16 protein-coding genes and 1 riboswitch are annotated in these 14,375 nt (G+C 34.8%); of the genes, 9 read left to right on the top strand and 7 right to left on the bottom strand.

The features are described 5' to 3' along the window. Positions 1-114: 114 nt before the first annotated feature. Positions 115-215, top strand: a riboswitch (purine riboswitch). Between the two features lie 166 nt (positions 216-381). Next, positions 382-1,845 (top strand): NCS2 family permease, encoded by a 1,464-nt coding sequence (locus CAR_RS09000; RefSeq protein WP_013711409.1) that lies wholly within the window; start codon positions 382-384, stop codon positions 1,843-1,845. 193 nt (positions 1,846-2,038) lie between these two features. Next, a complete protein-coding gene (locus CAR_RS08995) occupies positions 2,039-2,515 on the top strand; it encodes an AI-2E family transporter (protein WP_148229452.1) in 477 nt (158 codons plus the stop codon). 185 nt (positions 2,516-2,700) lie between these two features. Here CAR_RS08995 and CAR_RS08990 read toward each other — a convergent pair whose 3' ends face one another. Beyond that, on the bottom strand, positions 2,701-3,453 hold the full coding sequence (locus CAR_RS08990) for an NAD-dependent epimerase/dehydratase family protein (RefSeq protein WP_013711407.1): 753 nt from the start codon (positions 3,451-3,453) through the stop codon (positions 2,701-2,703). Positions 3,454-3,536: 83 nt separating this feature from the next. Next, positions 3,537-3,734: a CsbD family protein gene (locus CAR_RS08985; RefSeq protein ID WP_013711406.1), complete on the bottom strand. Its 198-nt coding sequence runs from the start codon at positions 3,732-3,734 to the stop codon at positions 3,537-3,539. A gap of 256 nt (positions 3,735-3,990) precedes the next feature. Between CAR_RS08985 and tsaB the strand changes: the two genes are divergently transcribed. From tsaB to tsaD, 4 genes are read left to right on the top strand one after another with little or no spacing between them, the layout of a single operon-like run. Continuing rightward, positions 3,991-4,713, top strand: a complete 723-nt coding sequence (gene tsaB / locus CAR_RS08980; protein ID WP_013711405.1) for a tRNA (adenosine(37)-N6)-threonylcarbamoyltransferase complex dimerization subunit type 1 TsaB — start codon at positions 3,991-3,993, stop codon at positions 4,711-4,713. Then, a complete protein-coding gene (gene rimI / locus CAR_RS08975) occupies positions 4,697-5,275 on the top strand; it encodes a ribosomal protein S18-alanine N-acetyltransferase (protein WP_052303143.1) in 579 nt (192 codons plus the stop codon). Before tsaB ends, rimI (CAR_RS08975) begins: the two co-directional genes overlap by 17 nt. Positions 5,276-5,286: 11 nt before the next feature. After that, positions 5,287-5,757 carry a ribosomal protein S18-alanine N-acetyltransferase gene (gene rimI, locus CAR_RS08970; RefSeq protein WP_013711403.1) on the top strand — a complete coding sequence of 157 codons (471 nt, stop codon included), beginning with the start codon at positions 5,287-5,289 and terminating at the stop codon, positions 5,755-5,757. Positions 5,758-5,805: 48 nt separating this feature from the next. Continuing rightward, positions 5,806-6,825: a tRNA (adenosine(37)-N6)-threonylcarbamoyltransferase complex transferase subunit TsaD gene (gene tsaD / locus CAR_RS08965; RefSeq protein ID WP_013711402.1), complete on the top strand. Its 1,020-nt coding sequence runs from the start codon at positions 5,806-5,808 to the stop codon at positions 6,823-6,825. 76 nt (positions 6,826-6,901) lie between these two features. Here tsaD and CAR_RS08960 read toward each other — a convergent pair whose 3' ends face one another. After that, a complete protein-coding gene (locus CAR_RS08960) occupies positions 6,902-8,848 on the bottom strand; it encodes an ABC-F family ATP-binding cassette domain-containing protein (protein ID WP_013711401.1) in 1,947 nt (648 codons plus the stop codon). Positions 8,849-9,164: 316 nt separating this feature from the next. Between CAR_RS08960 and CAR_RS08955 the strand changes: the two genes are divergently transcribed. Then, a complete protein-coding gene (locus CAR_RS08955) occupies positions 9,165-9,806 on the top strand; it encodes a redox-sensing transcriptional repressor Rex (RefSeq protein ID WP_041556509.1) in 642 nt (213 codons plus the stop codon). Positions 9,807-10,063: 257 nt separating this feature from the next. Here CAR_RS08955 and CAR_RS08950 read toward each other — a convergent pair whose 3' ends face one another. Further along, positions 10,064-10,714 (bottom strand): CPBP family intramembrane glutamic endopeptidase, encoded by a 651-nt coding sequence (locus tag CAR_RS08950; RefSeq protein ID WP_013711398.1) that lies wholly within the window; start codon positions 10,712-10,714, stop codon positions 10,064-10,066. 351 nt (positions 10,715-11,065) lie between these two features. On the opposite strand from CAR_RS08950, the gene groES reads away from it, so the two are divergent. Then, on the top strand, positions 11,066-11,350 hold the full coding sequence (groES, locus tag CAR_RS08945; RefSeq protein WP_013711397.1) for a co-chaperone GroES: 285 nt from the start codon (positions 11,066-11,068) through the stop codon (positions 11,348-11,350). A gap of 52 nt (positions 11,351-11,402) precedes the next feature. After that, the gene (gene groL, locus CAR_RS08940) at positions 11,403-13,028 is read left to right on the top strand and encodes a chaperonin GroEL (protein WP_041556508.1); all 1,626 of its coding nucleotides are present in this window, start codon (positions 11,403-11,405) and stop codon (positions 13,026-13,028) included. Between the two features lie 119 nt (positions 13,029-13,147). On the opposite strand, the gene CAR_RS08935 is transcribed toward groL, so the two are convergent. From CAR_RS08935 to CAR_RS08925, 3 genes are all read right to left on the bottom strand, one after another. Next, positions 13,148-13,459, bottom strand: a complete 312-nt coding sequence (locus tag CAR_RS08935; RefSeq protein WP_013711395.1) for a hypothetical protein — start codon at positions 13,457-13,459, stop codon at positions 13,148-13,150. 264 nt (positions 13,460-13,723) lie between these two features. Further along, positions 13,724-13,915 (bottom strand): helix-turn-helix transcriptional regulator, encoded by a 192-nt coding sequence (locus CAR_RS08930; protein ID WP_013711394.1) that lies wholly within the window; start codon positions 13,913-13,915, stop codon positions 13,724-13,726. After that, on the bottom strand, positions 13,915-14,280 hold the full coding sequence (locus CAR_RS08925; RefSeq protein WP_013711393.1) for a hypothetical protein: 366 nt from the start codon (positions 14,278-14,280) through the stop codon (positions 13,915-13,917). The genes CAR_RS08930 and CAR_RS08925 overlap by 1 nt, the downstream gene beginning before the upstream one ends. Positions 14,281-14,375 lie beyond the last annotated feature (95 nt).

The raw sequence follows: 14,375 nt of genomic DNA, 5'->3' as shown, positions 1-14,375 counted from the left end.
TTTAAATATTTCTTAATATAACTGAATTTTACGGGTAAAACACGAACGATTATCTAATTAATTTGATTGAATATTTATTATATGGTTGTTTTATAGTGAATCATCTTCTATAATTAAAATGCAATGTTTAGAACCGAATATAATTAAGCGATATGGGCTTTAAGTTTCTACCGGACACCGTAAATGTTCAGACTATTGGTTCTAAATAAACTCATTTAGGTTTATTTAGAGAGTCATTAGACACATTGGAAAAACTGCAATTATTTATAGTTATTTTTTTGTCCTTATATTTTACGATGCAGTTAGGTAGAAAACTAAAAACTCAGTAGGTTTAACTATTCAGGTTCACTTGTAATACAAATAAAGTGGGGAAATAGTAAAATGGAAAAGTTTTTTAAATTGAAAGAAAATGGCACTAAAGTAAGCACTGAAATCACGGCAGGTCTAACAACTTTCTTTGCAATGTCTTATATTATTTTTGTTAACCCAGCAATTTTATCTTTAACGGGTATGCCTACACAAGCTGTTTTCTTATCTACTATAATAGCTGCTGCTATTGGTACGTTAGTGATGGGATTATTTGCAAATGTACCTTATGCACAAGCTCCTGGAATGGGATTAAACGCATTCTTTACGTACACAGTTGTTTTTGCACTAGGTTTTTCATGGCAAGAAGCTCTAGCAATGGTGTTTATTTGTGGGATAGTAAATATCTTAATTACGGTAACAAAAGTACGTAAATTGATTATTCATTCAATTCCAGAAAGTCTGCAACATGCAATCAGTGCTGGAATCGGTGTTTTTGTTGCTTATATCGGAATTAAGAATGCAGGATTTCTTCAGTTTACTTCTGAACCTGGAAATATACAAACGGTTAATAATGCTCCTTTTGATGCAGCAGCTTCTTCTTACCCAGATGGCATTTCAAATGTTGTAACAGGTGGAGGAATTGTTCCTGCACTAGTTAATTTTACAAGTCCAGGATCATTACTAGCATTGATCGGTTTGATCATTACTGTGATTCTATTAGTTAAAAATGTTAAAGGTGCTATTTTGATAGGAATCATCCTTACAACAATTATTGGAATTCCAATGGGAGTTGTTGATTTATCTGTCGTATCTAATCCGGCTAATTCACTAGGAAATGCTTTCTCAGAATTAGGAACAACTTTTGGTGCAGCATTTGGTAATGAAGGAATGATTTCATTATTTACAGATGTAGCACGTTTACCTTTAGTTATTATGACGGTTTTTGCTTTCAGTTTATCGGATATATTTGATACTATCGGAACCTTTATTGGCACGGGTCGTAAAACAGGAATATTTAGTGCTGAAGACGAACTAGCATTAGACAGTAGTACTGGATTTAAAACAAAAATGGACAAAGCCTTATTTGCAGATGCAATTGCAACTTCTGCAGGAGCTATTTTTGGGACTTCAAATACAACAACTTATGTTGAAAGTGCTGCTGGTATTGGTGCTGGTGGAAGAACTGGTTTAACAAGTGTTGTGGTAGCTGTATTATTCTTATTAACAAGTTTATTCTCACCGCTAGTAGCACTGGTACCTACTCAAGCAACCTCTGCTTCTTTAATATTAGTAGGTGTAATGATGATGTCATCATTCTTAGAAATCAATTGGGAAAACTTGGAAGAAGCTATACCCGCATTTTTTGCTTCAATATTTATGGGATTATCTTATAGTATTTCATATGGTATTGCTGCTGGGTTCATTTTCTATGTTATTGTTAAAGTTGCTAAAGGAAAAACAAAAGACATTCATCCAGTATTATGGATCTCAACTGGACTGTTTGTTCTTAATTTCATAATTATGGCCTTTATCTAAAAAGAGAGAAAATATAAATAGCTTAACCTAAAAACGAGCACACAAACCTTAAATCACCTTAATAGATACAGGAGAGAAACTGTTATTGTTAAGGTGATTTTTTTGTGGATTTTAAAGATACTACTCAAGTTGGATTGCATCAACTTGTTCTTTTTGTACAATAGAAGAAATGAATGAGAAAAGAGGAATAAAAATGAATGATTTAAAAGAAATTTTATCTCAATCAGTAAAAGGGATCAAAGGGTATTTTAAAGCAGCATTGAAATTGTCTGCATTGACCTTTATCCTATTATGTATTGGGTTTGTTATCATTGGAATTGATCATTGGGGATTAAAAGCTTTAGGTATTGCTATTGTAGATATGGTTCCAATTTTAGGAAGTGGAATCATCATGATTCCGTGGGCATTGGTTTATTTCTTTATGGGAAATACCACAATGGCTTGGCAACTTGGCTTACTGTATATTGTTATCAACGTAATCCGCCAAGTTGCTGAACCGTTTGTTACAGGTAGAGAAATTGGTGTCAGACCTCTTTACACCTTTATTTCGACTATAGCTTGTATATTGCTATTTGGTCCATTTGGAGCTATATTAGGAGCGCTCATAGCCATAGTAATAAAAGCAGTTTACGAAGTGAAAATGGTCCGGAAAAGTTATCCAAGTAAATAGAAAAATAGAGAAGAGGCTGGGATAAAAATCCCAGCCTCTTCTCTATATACGAATGTTTATTCTAAAACGTGCTCCAAAAAGCAGACCCGACGTCCACTTCACGAATAATACTCGATGGTCGATGACCACACTGCGCGTATTCGTTCCAGTGCTTCGGGTCTAGACGCTTTTTATCCCACTCTTTTTTATTCATCTTTTGTAAAGTAACCGAGTAGTTTAAAACCGTTATCTTGTGGCTGGTAGCCAATATCAACACGAGCTTGATCAATATCTAGACGTGGGAAAGTGTTGTTTGAAATACCATTAACCAGTAAGAAAGGTTCTTTCAGTGTTGCAGTCAAACAGCAGTCTACAAGATGGCACATATCTTTGCCTGATAAGTAATTTGACATGGCATCTGGTGTAGCTAATGCAGGCAAGTCATCGCCCTTAAAATCTCCAATCCGAAGACCAACCGATTCTAGTCCGGTTGTAAAAGCGTAATGGCTGGCTAAACCTTCTAGGTAGACTTTAGATACCCCATACAAATCAGCAGGGCGGACGGGATCATTTGTAGCAACTTGTACATTTTGCGGATAAGCATCAACAGCATGGATAGAACTAGCAAAAATAATCCGTTTGATTGATTCACTTTTGGAAGCTTCTAAGTAAAGATTATGTGGGATTTTATAGTTTAAATCTAAAAGACTATCATAAAATTCTGCATCAGGGCTAGGATCTCCGGCTAATTGAATGACGTAATCTACTCCATTTAATAAGCCATTCCAGTTATCTAAAACCGATAAATCTAACTCTTTTTTAATGGTACCTTCGATAATTTCTTTATCTGACTCAGAAAAATCGATATCCACTAATATTAACTTATGTTTCTTTTTAAGATGAGCTGTTAAGACTTCTCCAATATTTCCAGTTGCTCCAGTAATTAATATGTTAGCCATAGTATGATCTCCTTAGAAAAATAAGTTAAGTTAAAAAGAGCACCACGTTAGCAGTACTCTTTAGGGGGAAACAAATTTTAATGTTACTTGTTGTTCTTATCATCTAAGTCGCTTTTTACTTTGCCGACCTTTTTGTGAAATTCGCCTTTGGTTTTTTGAGCTTTACCTTCAGCTTGTTTGCTATGGTCATTTGTAGCATCACCATAAGAATCTTTGGCTTCACCAACAACCTTATCTTTAATACCTTTAAGTTTATCCTTCATTCCGTTATCTTTTTCCATGTGTAATTCCTCCTATGAAACTAGATTTTTTGACACTGATACTAATATCTAACTAAAGTTTTAGATGTAAGCTTAAAACTTTTGGAGCTGAGATAATAAATATCCTTTACATAAAGAAGCATAACTTCTTGTAAATTAAAAATCAACTAATACGCTTTCAGATCAGTTTGGAAAATAAGGAATTTAAGTTTTTATAAGATATGTGCTAAAATAAAATTATAATAAATGGCCTAGTCATATAAAAGGGAGTCGTCTCATGAAAGTATTGGCAATAGACACTTCTAATCAAGCAATGAGTATTGCAGTGTTAGATGGAGAAAGAATTATAGGAGAGATTACGACAAATATTAAACGGAATCATAGTGAGCGTTTGATGCCTGCTATTGATGAGTTAATGAATGATGTTCAATGGAAACCTAGTGAATTAGATCGAATAGTAGTTGCTAAAGGTCCTGGTTCTTACACGGGTTTACGAATTGGTGTAACGATTGCTAAAACATTAGCGTGGACTTTGGGTGTTGAATTAGTTGGCATTTCTAGTTTGAAAACATTAGCTGGAAATTGTGAATCCTCAACACACTATCTTGTTCCTCTATTTGATGCACGTCGTAAAAATATTTATACCGGCTTATACCAATGGCAAAACGGAAATTTGGTTCAAGTTGAACCCGATACGCATATTTCAGCAGAATTATGGGCTGAGCATTTAAGTAGAAGAGAAGGCACGTTTGAATTAATTGGAGAAGACCGTTCTTTATATAAAGATATATTTGAACAGCATTTAACGAACCGGGTGTTTGAAGCGCCATTAAAAGATCATCTGCCAAAAGCTGGTGTTTTAGGTTTATTAGGGATAAAGGAAGAACCTGTAGATGCACACATGTTCATACCTGACTATTTGAAACTAGCAGAAGCGGAGGAAAATTGGCGTAAAGAGCATCCAGATCAACTGGAGGAAGCTTATGTTGAAAAAATTTAAGCAATGGTTTATTAATGAGGAATTTATGGTGCTTACTAATCAAATGGGTTCCAAAAAAAAGTTGGCGAAACGAGCACAACTTGAAAATAAGACCTTTCTGTTGGTTGACGGTTCTCTTTTGCAAGCTTCGATTGGATCAGAAGCTGATATTTACGATATTTTAAAAATAGAAACACTTTGTTACAATGGGAAAACACCGTGGAATAAAAAAGCATTAGAACATGAAATCAAAACAAATACTCGCTCTATTTACTTAATTGTTCGAAAATCTAAGCAAGCAATTGGCTTCATTGGGGCTTGGTTAGTAGACGAAGAAGCTCATGTAACAAATGTAGCTGTCATTCCAGGTCATCAAAAACAAGGAATTGCTACATTTTTGATTTCGGAATTGCAAACAATTTCCCAACACGAAGGCATGAAAAGAATGAGTTTAGAGGTTCGTGTTTCAAATGAAAATGCACAACGTTTGTACAGCAAACTTGGTTTTGAAAAAGGGAAGATAAAAAAAGCATACTATACCGGTGACCGAGAAGATGCACTGGAAATGAGTAAGCCGTTATGAGGAACTAAACAATGGATAATTATTTAAATGAAAAGACAGTTTTTTTATTTAATCAAAATGGGAATTTAACAGCATATGAATTATTTCAACTGGCTGAAGGTAGTTATCCTAATGGGAGCCCTTGGCCTGTTGAAGCGTATAAAAGTGAATTAGCAGGATTTCATAACAAATACGGAATAGCTTTTCAAAAAGGAGAGAAAGTTGGATTTATAGGGTATACTCAACTTTTTGATGAGGCAGAAATTACCACATTTGGAATTCTAAAGCCTTTTAAAAATCAAGGGATCGGCCAATCCTTTTTAAGCGCGTTTATCAAACAGTTGAAAACTGAAGAAATCAAAACAGTCTTTTTAGAAGTTCGAGAGCAGAATAAAGCTGCGATTGCTGTATATGAAAGAGCTGGTTTTGAAACAATTGCGCTGCGCAAAAATTATTACCATGACCCAGTTGATCATGCCTTGATCATGCAGCTGAAAATTTAAAAACAGAGACATAGGTTGAATAGATTCTAGTACAGAAAGAGTGAAAGCATGACTATAAAGAGAAATCTAATTTTAGCAATTGAATCAAGTTGCGATGAAACTAGTGTGGCAGTGGTTGAAGATGGGACGATTGTTCATTCAAATATTGTTGCTTCACAAATTAAAAGCCACATGCGTTTCGGTGGAGTAGTGCCTGAAATAGCCAGTCGACATCATGTTGAACAGATTACCCAATGCATTGAGGAAGCGATGACTGAAGCTGACGTTAGTTATGAGGACCTATCGGCAGTAGCTGTTACACAAGGACCGGGATTAGTTGGAGCACTTTTGATTGGGGTTAACGCTGCAAAGGCCGTGGCTTTTGCGCACCAATTACCGTTGATTGCTGTCAACCATATGGCAGGCCACATTTATGCCAATCGTTTGATTAAACCGCTTGTTTTTCCGCTCTTAGCATTAGTTGTTAGTGGGGGACATACTGAACTGGTTTATATGAAGGAAGATGGAGACTACACAATTATTGGCGAAACAAGAGATGATGCAGCAGGAGAAGCCTATGATAAAATCGGTCGAGTATTAGGATTATCTTATCCTGGTGGGAAAAAAATAGACGAGATGGCTCATCTTGGAGAAGACACTTATCATTTCCCAAGAGCTATGTTGAAAGAAGATAACTATGATTTTAGTTTTAGTGGATTAAAAAGTTCCTTTATCAATACTGTTCATAATGCCAATCAAAAAGGAGAACCACTTAATGACATAAATTTAGCTGCTAGTTTTCAAGCAAGTGTGATTGAAGTCTTAGTTTCAAAAACGCTAAGAGCTGCTAAAGAATTTAATATAAAGCAATTACTTTTAGCAGGAGGAGTAGCTGCAAATAAAGGGTTGCGTGATACGCTTACGAAAGTTGTGGCTGAAGAATTGCCGGATGTAGAATTGATCATTCCACCATTGTCGCTGTGCGGAGATAATGCAGCTATGATCGGAGCGGCAGCTTCAATTCAGTATCAAAAAGATCAATTTTCGGATTATGCGTTGAATGCTAAACCAGGATTAACATTTAACTAATAATGAGAACAAAAGATTTGGTTCAGTTTTCTAAACCAAAAAAAGGATGAGACAAAAGTCTCATCCTTTTTTTATTTTACTGTAATTCTTCTAATTGTAAGCTTTTTTCTTCCCATTCACTCACTAAACTATCTAGTTTTTCTTGAGCAATAGTAATTTCGGTGTTCAGTTCTTGTACACGTAAATGATCTCCAAATACTTCTGGATCAATTAATTGTGTTTCGCAGTTTGTAATAATCGTTTCAAGTTCATCCATTTCTGCTTCAATTGTTTCAATACGACGTGTCAACTGGCGAAGTATTTTTTGTTCTGCTTTGTTGATTTCACGATTTCCTTTGACTGTTGGAACAGATTCAACCTTGGACGTCTCAGCGGTCTTCGCTTCAGCCAGCAAACGCAACTCCTCTTGCTCAGCCTTTTTTGCAAGGTAATAGTCATAATCACCTAAATAAAGGGTGCTGCCATTTTCAGATAGTTCGATGATTGTAGTCGCAATTCGGTTGATAAAATAGCGGTCATGAGAAACGAATAATAAGGTTCCATCAAAATCAATTAACGCATTTTCTAAAACCTCTTTACTATCGATATCCAAATGGTTTGTTGGTTCATCTAACATTAGAAAATTATTTTTGTTCATTGCCAGCTTAGCTAAAGCCAGACGTGCTTTTTCTCCTCCACTTAGTGAAGAGACAGTTTTTTCTACATCAGCACCAGAAAATAAAAAACTGCCTAAAATGGAGCGAATATCTTTTTCAGAAGTAGTCGGATGTTCATCCCAAAGTTCAGCCAATACAGATTTCGTTGAATTCAAATCGGATTGTTCTTGGTCATAATAACCCAATAATACATTTGTTCCTAAGTGCTTTTCGCCTTGAATCAAAGGAAGTTGTCCAATTAATGATTTTAATAAAGTTGATTTCCCAATACCGTTGGGCCCCACTAAAGCAATAGAATCGTATTTTCGTACATCTAATTCGATAGGGCTGGATAAAATAGTATCATCATAGCCAATGGCACCATTAGCCAAGGTTAAGACAACATTTCCACTTTCTTTTTCTGATTTAAAAGAGAAACGAGCAGACTTTTCATCTCCTTGAGGTTTATCTATCCGGTCCATTTTTTCTAGTTGCTTACGCCGACTTTGTGCACGCTTAGTTGTTGAAGCACGAACTAAATTGCGACTGACAAAATCTTCAAGTTTTGCTATTTCACCTTGTTGTTTTTCAAATTCTTTCCATTCTTGTTCAAGTTGAGCAGCCTTTAAGTCCAAATATTTCGAATAATTTCCTTTGTAATGAGAGATTTTTTGGCGACTAATTTCATAAACTTCATTTACTACTTTATCTAGAAAGTAACGGTCATGAGAGACAATCAGTAGTGCTCCAGTATAAGACTGTAAATAACTTTCTAACCAACTTAACGTTTCGATGTCCAAATGGTTTGTCGGTTCATCAAGAATCAGTAGGTCTTTCTTTTCTAATAATAATTTGGCTAAAGCTAATCGAGTTTTTTGTCCACCAGAAAGCTGGCTGATGTGTTTGTTATAGTCGTCTTCGTAAAAACGAAATCCGTGCAAGACAGAACGAATCTCAGCTTGATAACTAAATCCATTTTCTTCACGAAAGCGATTTTGAATGTGATCATAGCGGTCTAAAGTTGACTTGTAGAGTTCTTCATTAGAAAGTAATGCAGGATCTCCGAGTTGTTGTTCAATTGTACGCATATCTTTTTCTAGTTGAATGACCGGTTCAAAGACTGTTAACATTTCATCCCAAATGCTTTTTTCAGAAGATAAACCAGTATTTTGAGCTAAATAGCCAATGGTCACTTGTTTTCCTTTGACAATCTTTCCGGCATCAGGCTGCTCGATATCTGCAATCATTTTTAGAAGTGTTGATTTTCCTGTACCATTTCTACCCACCAATGCAATGCGTGAGTTATCTTGAATCTCTAAATAAATATTTTCAAACAACACATCTGCTCCAAAATAACGAGCAACATGTTGCGCTTGTAATAGAATCATAGTTTTGGTCCTCATTTCATCATTCTCAATAATAGTTTAGCACATATCGAGGTCAAGGGAAATTACAATCCAATAAATGCTAACTTTTTAGAAGCGGCTTCACAATCTTTCTTGTGAATTTTGATAAGATGATAAATAGAGCGAAAAATGCTTATTATTATTTTTTGAAATTAGTGGTAGTATTAAAACTAAAAAATGATATAATAAGAACGTTCACTAAAAAAAGATTGTGAAGAAAAAGATATAGCGATTTGCTTGTGAAAAGAAACAACAAATCAATCAAGAAAGTAGACTAATGACTGATGGAGGAAAAAGAATGGTAGAGAAGAAAATACCCAATGCAACGGCTAGGCGATTGCCGATATATTATCGCTATTTGCGATTCTTACATGATTCCGGAAAAGTACGTGTTTCTTCAACAGAATTGAGCGACGCTATTAAAGTGGATAGTGCAACAATTCGAAGAGACTTCTCTTATTTTGGTGCTTTAGGAAAAAGAGGATACGGATACGATGTTGAAGATTTAATGAATTTCTTTAGCAAAACACTTAAACAAGACCGATTAACCAATGTTGCCTTAATCGGAGTAGGGAATTTAGGACATGCTTTATTGAATTACAACTTTCATCAAAGCAACAACATGCGAATAAGTGCAGCTTTTGATATAAATGAAGAAATTGTTGGCACTATTTTAAGTGGTGTTCCTATTTATCATATGAATGATATGGTTGAACAATTGAAAATTCAACAGATAGAAATTGTGATCATCACTATTCCATCAGATGTAGCACAAGCAACTGTAGATAGTTTAGTTGAAGCAAATGTAAGAGGAATTTTGAATTTTACTCCTATTAGAATATCTGTACCAGACAATGTGAGAGTTCAAAACGTTGATTTGACAAATGAACTGCAAACATTGATTTATTTCTTAGATCATTACAAACCAGAAAATGAGTAAAAAAAGAGCCCAAACCGTTTATGGTTTGGGTCCTTTTTTTATTTTAAAGTATACTTCAAGTATTTTTGAAGCTCTAACGAAATAACTTGTAGAAAAAACGACATAAAGGACAGAAAAAAATGTCCAACCGGCATCCTGTACAGAACTGATCGCAAACCAGATGAATACTCCTGACATCAAGTAAGTAAAAACAATTTGCATTATAAAATTACGTTTATTTATCAAGTGAAAATTCCTTTCTAACACTTAGCACATACTTATAATAAATTTACTAATATAACTACTGTGTTCATAATAATATGGGTGATAATGGGAGTGGCAATATTTTTAGTTTTACTATATAGAAAACAAAAGACAAAAGCCATAGCAGAGTACAATAAAATATGTCCATCAAAATGCATGAAAGCAAAGATAAGAGAACTGATCACCGCAGCACCTATTCCACCAGTGAGATCATATAAAAAACCAAAAATAACTTTTCTGAAGACAAATTCTTCCATAATTGGTCCCATAATAGAGACAACAATTATGTAAATTGGATAATTATCAACGAACACTAGTATATTTTGAGTATTAACAGAATCTATTGGAATTCCTAATAGTAAAATTTCAATTAAATTTGCGATGTATTGAGCGAGTAGCACCAGAGGGATTCCGGCAATACCCCAATAGATAACACTCTTTCTAGGTAATGATGGGCTTAATGTCAAAGAATTTCGTATGGTAGATTTTCGATTAAGTAAGAGCATAACTGCTGCGCCTAAAGTAAAACTAAAAATCGTCCCATAAACGGAAGCTTCAGTCTGTAAATTTTTTGGAGCTAGGGAAATAATGATGACCGGTAAAAATTGAGCAATTAAATAAAATAAAATAATTAAAATCGATGTGTGACTCGTAAGTTTCTTCATATAATTAAAACCTTCTTTTTTTTCGAGATAGTGTACACTCGTTTATATACAGTTTAGTAGATAGCGACCATAGTATCTAATAGAAAAAAATTCTAATAAAGAAGCCGACTCTAATCTATGTAAACTGAAAATAACTTCGCTTTTCAGTATAACATAAAAGGTGTAAAAAGGGGTATAGCAATAGATGGCACCGAATCCTTTTCAATATAACGATTCCTACTTAAAAAGGAATAGAAATCAAGATGAAAATTCTTGCAATCTTTTTTATATTTGTTATTATAAAGAAGTAGTTTAGCACTTGATATGTTTGAGTGCTAAAAATGAAGAAATAATTTAGATGGAGGGATTTACGTGTTAAAACCATTAGGAGATCGTGTCATCATTGAAGTTGCTAAAGAAGAAGAAAAAACAATCAGTGGTATTGTTTTACCGGGTTCAGCTCAAGAAAAACCTCAAACAGGTTCTGTAATAGCTGTTGGGGAAGGTCGCGTTTTAGAAAACGGATCGACATTAGCTTTGTCAGTTAAAGTAGGCGACACCGTATTATTTGAAAAATACGCTGGAACAGAAGTGAAGTACGACGGAAAAGAATATTTAGTGGTCAAAGAGCACGATATCGTTGCAGTCATAGATTAATCAGATAAATAAAAACAAATGAACAAACTAAATGGATGAGGTGAAGGAAAAAATGGCAAAAGATATTAAATTTTCTGAAGATGCACGTGCATCAATGCTACGCGGAGTAGATATTTTAGCAGATATTGTTAAAGTAACATTAGGACCCAAAGGAAGAAATGTTGTTTTAGAAAAATCTTACGGCTCACCACTTATTACAAACGATGGAGTTACAATCGCAAAAGAAATTGAATTAGAAGATCATTTTGAGAATATGGGAGCACAACTTGTTTCAGAAGTTGCTTCTAAAACAAATGATATTGCTGGAGATGGTACTACAACAGCAACTGTTTTAACTCAAGCTATCGTTCGCGAAGGATTGAAAAATGTAACAGCTGGAGCTAATCCAGTTGGGATTCGCCGCGGAATCGAAATGGCAACAAGAGTTGCTGTAGAAGAATTGCTTGCTATTTCTAAAAAAGTAGACTCAAAAGAATCAATTGCACAAATTGCTGCTATTTCTTCAGGAAGCAATGAAACAGGAGAATTGGTTGCAGAAGCAATGGAACGCGTTGGAACAGATGGCGTTATTACAATTGAAGAATCTAAAGGAATCGAAACAGAATTAGGTGTAGTTGAAGGAATGCAATTTGATCGTGGTTACCTTTCTCAATACATGGTAACAGATAACGATAAAATGGAAGCAAACTTAGAAAACCCTTATATTTTGATTACCGATAAAAAAATCTCAAATATTCAAGAAGTTCTTCCTTTATTGGAACAAATTTTACAACAAGGACGTCCATTGTTGATCATTGCTGATGATGTTGATGGAGAAGCTCTTCCAACATTAGTATTGAATAAATTACGTGGAACATTTAATGTTGTAGCAGTTAAAGCTCCAGGATTTGGTGATCGTCGTAAAGCTATGCTTGAAGATATTGCTATCTTAACTGGCGGAACAGTTATTACTGAAGATTTAGGTCTTGAATTGAAAGATACTGAAATCAGTCAATTAGGACATGCAAGTAAAGTAGTTGTGACGAAAGATGCTACTACAATCGTTGAAGGAGCTGGCTCAAAAGAGTCTATTGAACACCGTGTAGCCTTGCTTAAAGCTCAAGCAGCAGAAACAACTTCTGAATTTGATAAAGAAAAATTACAAGAACGTCTAGCTAAACTTTCTGGCGGAGTTGCAGTTATCAAAGTTGGAGCTGCTACTGAAACAGAATTGAAAGAACGTAAATTACGTATTGAAGATGCTTTAAATGCAGCTCGTGCAGCTGTTGAAGAAGGAATCGTTTCTGGTGGTGGAACAGCTTTAATCAATGTTCAACGTAAAGTATCAGAAATTGAAGCAACAGGCGATGAAGCAACAGGTGTGAAAATTGTGATTCGTGCTCTTGAAGAACCTGTTCGTCAAATCGTGACAAATGCCGGTCTTGAAGGATCTGTAATTGTTGAAAAACTAAAAAGCGTAGACTTAGGCGTAGGATACAACGCAGCTACTGATGAATGGGTAGACATGATTGATGCTGGGATCATTGACCCAACTAAAGTAACTCGTTCGGCTTTGCAAAATGCAGCTAGTGTTGCAGCATTATTGTTAACAACTGAAGCAGTTGTTGCAAACCAACCAAAACCTGACGCTCCAATGGGCGGAATGGGAATGGATCCTGGAATGGGCGGCATGATGTAAGCTCATTATCTTGAGACTTAAACAGAAATTAAATTACACAAAAAAAGAGTTCTGACAAATGTCAGAACTCTTTTTATATGCAGATGGTGACTCCATTAAACTATTTTAAAAATATATCGTTATTCGAATTCTAGATCATTCATCATTTCATCTAAGTTTTCCAAAGCTTCATTCTTTTCAAAAAATTCAATCCAAGCTTGATAAGGGTCAGAAGACTTAGTGTTAATCGTTGTTTTGAATTTATCATAGATACTTCTAACGATATCTGTCCACATTCTATTAACTGCTCGTTCTAATTTTGCTTCATTCCATCTTTTTGCGGGTGCTCTTCTGCCATTACGTCTAATTTGATCATCCATAGCTTTTTCAAAAAATATACTTTTACTTCCCAAATTAGCGTCTAGATACGCTTCGAACTCTTTAAAATCCAATTATATCACCTTTCTAAAACTCGTTTTTTAAACCTTCATACCTAGTTCTGATTATCTATCTATCAGAGAATTTAATAGCGGCCTCTGTCGCTAAAATTAATTTCTTCAATCCTTTGCAACTTTCTCAACTGGGATAGTAGGTACCTTTAATCATACCATAAAGCATAAAGCAATAGAAAGCTACCGGGAAATAAAAGCGTCTGATAGACAGAATAATTAAAGGAGTATTACTCCAGACTGAATATCTATGAGAAACTATTCTATTCAGTCTGGAGTAAAGAGCTTATCAACTTCGGTGTTCAGTATTTTAGATAATGAAAAGGCCAATTGTAGAGTAGGGTCATATTTATTGTTTTCGATAGCATTGACAGTTTGGCGGGTTACATTACAGGCTTTTGCTAAGTCAGCTTGTGTCAGCCCTTTATCTTTACGTAATTGTTCAATTTTATTTTGCATTAGTCTCCGCCTGCTTTTCTCTTGTTGATAAATAAGCAGATTCCTAAGACACTCATCATTGCAGAGACTACACTAATAGAAGGATTAGAAGCTGCTATTCCAAAATGAAGTAGGTTCCAAAGACTAGTTAGTTGATTTACATTAGCAGCAGTTACAATAAGTTGTAGGATGTAATAGCTGAGATAAAAAATGAGCAGTATACTAAAAGCATGAGCTGTGCTGCGTAGAACAATAAATTTTTGGCGTTCATCTTTTGACTTGAAGTAGGCATAGTAAACGGCGTAAGCACCATAAATGGATGAGACCCATAGGACTAAAGTTAAAAGTACAAAAGAGATAAAATAACCAAATTGACCGATATTCATAATAATTCCTCCTTAAATGATATGTCAAATACTTTTTACATTTTATAGTTCAAACTATAAATAATTTTTTTTGTAATGTCAAAAGTTTTTGACTT

This window comes from Carnobacterium sp. 17-4, from assembly GCF_000195575.1.
Lineage (GTDB): Bacteria > Bacillota > Bacilli > Lactobacillales > Carnobacteriaceae > Carnobacterium_B.
This window is presented reverse-complemented; position numbering and strand designations above follow the sequence as displayed.

Bases quoted from the DNA above. Each gene is read 5' to 3' on its own strand.
- CAR_RS08990 (WP_013711407.1), bottom strand. From the start codon at position 3,453: ATGGCTAACATATTAATTACTGGAGCAACTGGAAATATTGGAGAAGTC.
- CAR_RS08930 (WP_013711394.1), bottom strand. From the start codon at position 13,915: ATGCAAAATAAAATTGAACAATTACGTAAAGATAAAGGGCTGACACAA.
- CAR_RS08995 (WP_148229452.1), top strand. From the start codon at position 2,039: ATGAATGATTTAAAAGAAATTTTATCTCAATCAGTAAAAGGGATCAAA.
- groL (WP_041556508.1), top strand. From the start codon at position 11,403: ATGGCAAAAGATATTAAATTTTCTGAAGATGCACGTGCATCAATGCTA.
- CAR_RS08925 (WP_013711393.1), bottom strand. From the start codon at position 14,280: ATGAATATCGGTCAATTTGGTTATTTTATCTCTTTTGTACTTTTAACT.
- CAR_RS08955 (WP_041556509.1), top strand. From the start codon at position 9,165: ATGGTAGAGAAGAAAATACCCAATGCAACGGCTAGGCGATTGCCGATA.
- tsaD (WP_013711402.1), top strand. From the start codon at position 5,806: ATGACTATAAAGAGAAATCTAATTTTAGCAATTGAATCAAGTTGCGAT.
- rimI (WP_013711403.1), top strand. From the start codon at position 5,287: ATGGATAATTATTTAAATGAAAAGACAGTTTTTTTATTTAATCAAAAT.
- CAR_RS08985 (WP_013711406.1), bottom strand. From the start codon at position 3,734: ATGGAAAAAGATAACGGAATGAAGGATAAACTTAAAGGTATTAAAGAT.
- tsaB (WP_013711405.1), top strand. From the start codon at position 3,991: ATGAAAGTATTGGCAATAGACACTTCTAATCAAGCAATGAGTATTGCA.
- rimI (WP_052303143.1), top strand. From the start codon at position 4,697: ATGTTGAAAAAATTTAAGCAATGGTTTATTAATGAGGAATTTATGGTG.
- CAR_RS08960 (WP_013711401.1), bottom strand. From the start codon at position 8,848: ATGATTCTATTACAAGCGCAACATGTTGCTCGTTATTTTGGAGCAGAT.
- CAR_RS08950 (WP_013711398.1), bottom strand. From the start codon at position 10,714: ATGAAGAAACTTACGAGTCACACATCGATTTTAATTATTTTATTTTAT.
- CAR_RS09000 (WP_013711409.1), top strand. From the start codon at position 382: ATGGAAAAGTTTTTTAAATTGAAAGAAAATGGCACTAAAGTAAGCACT.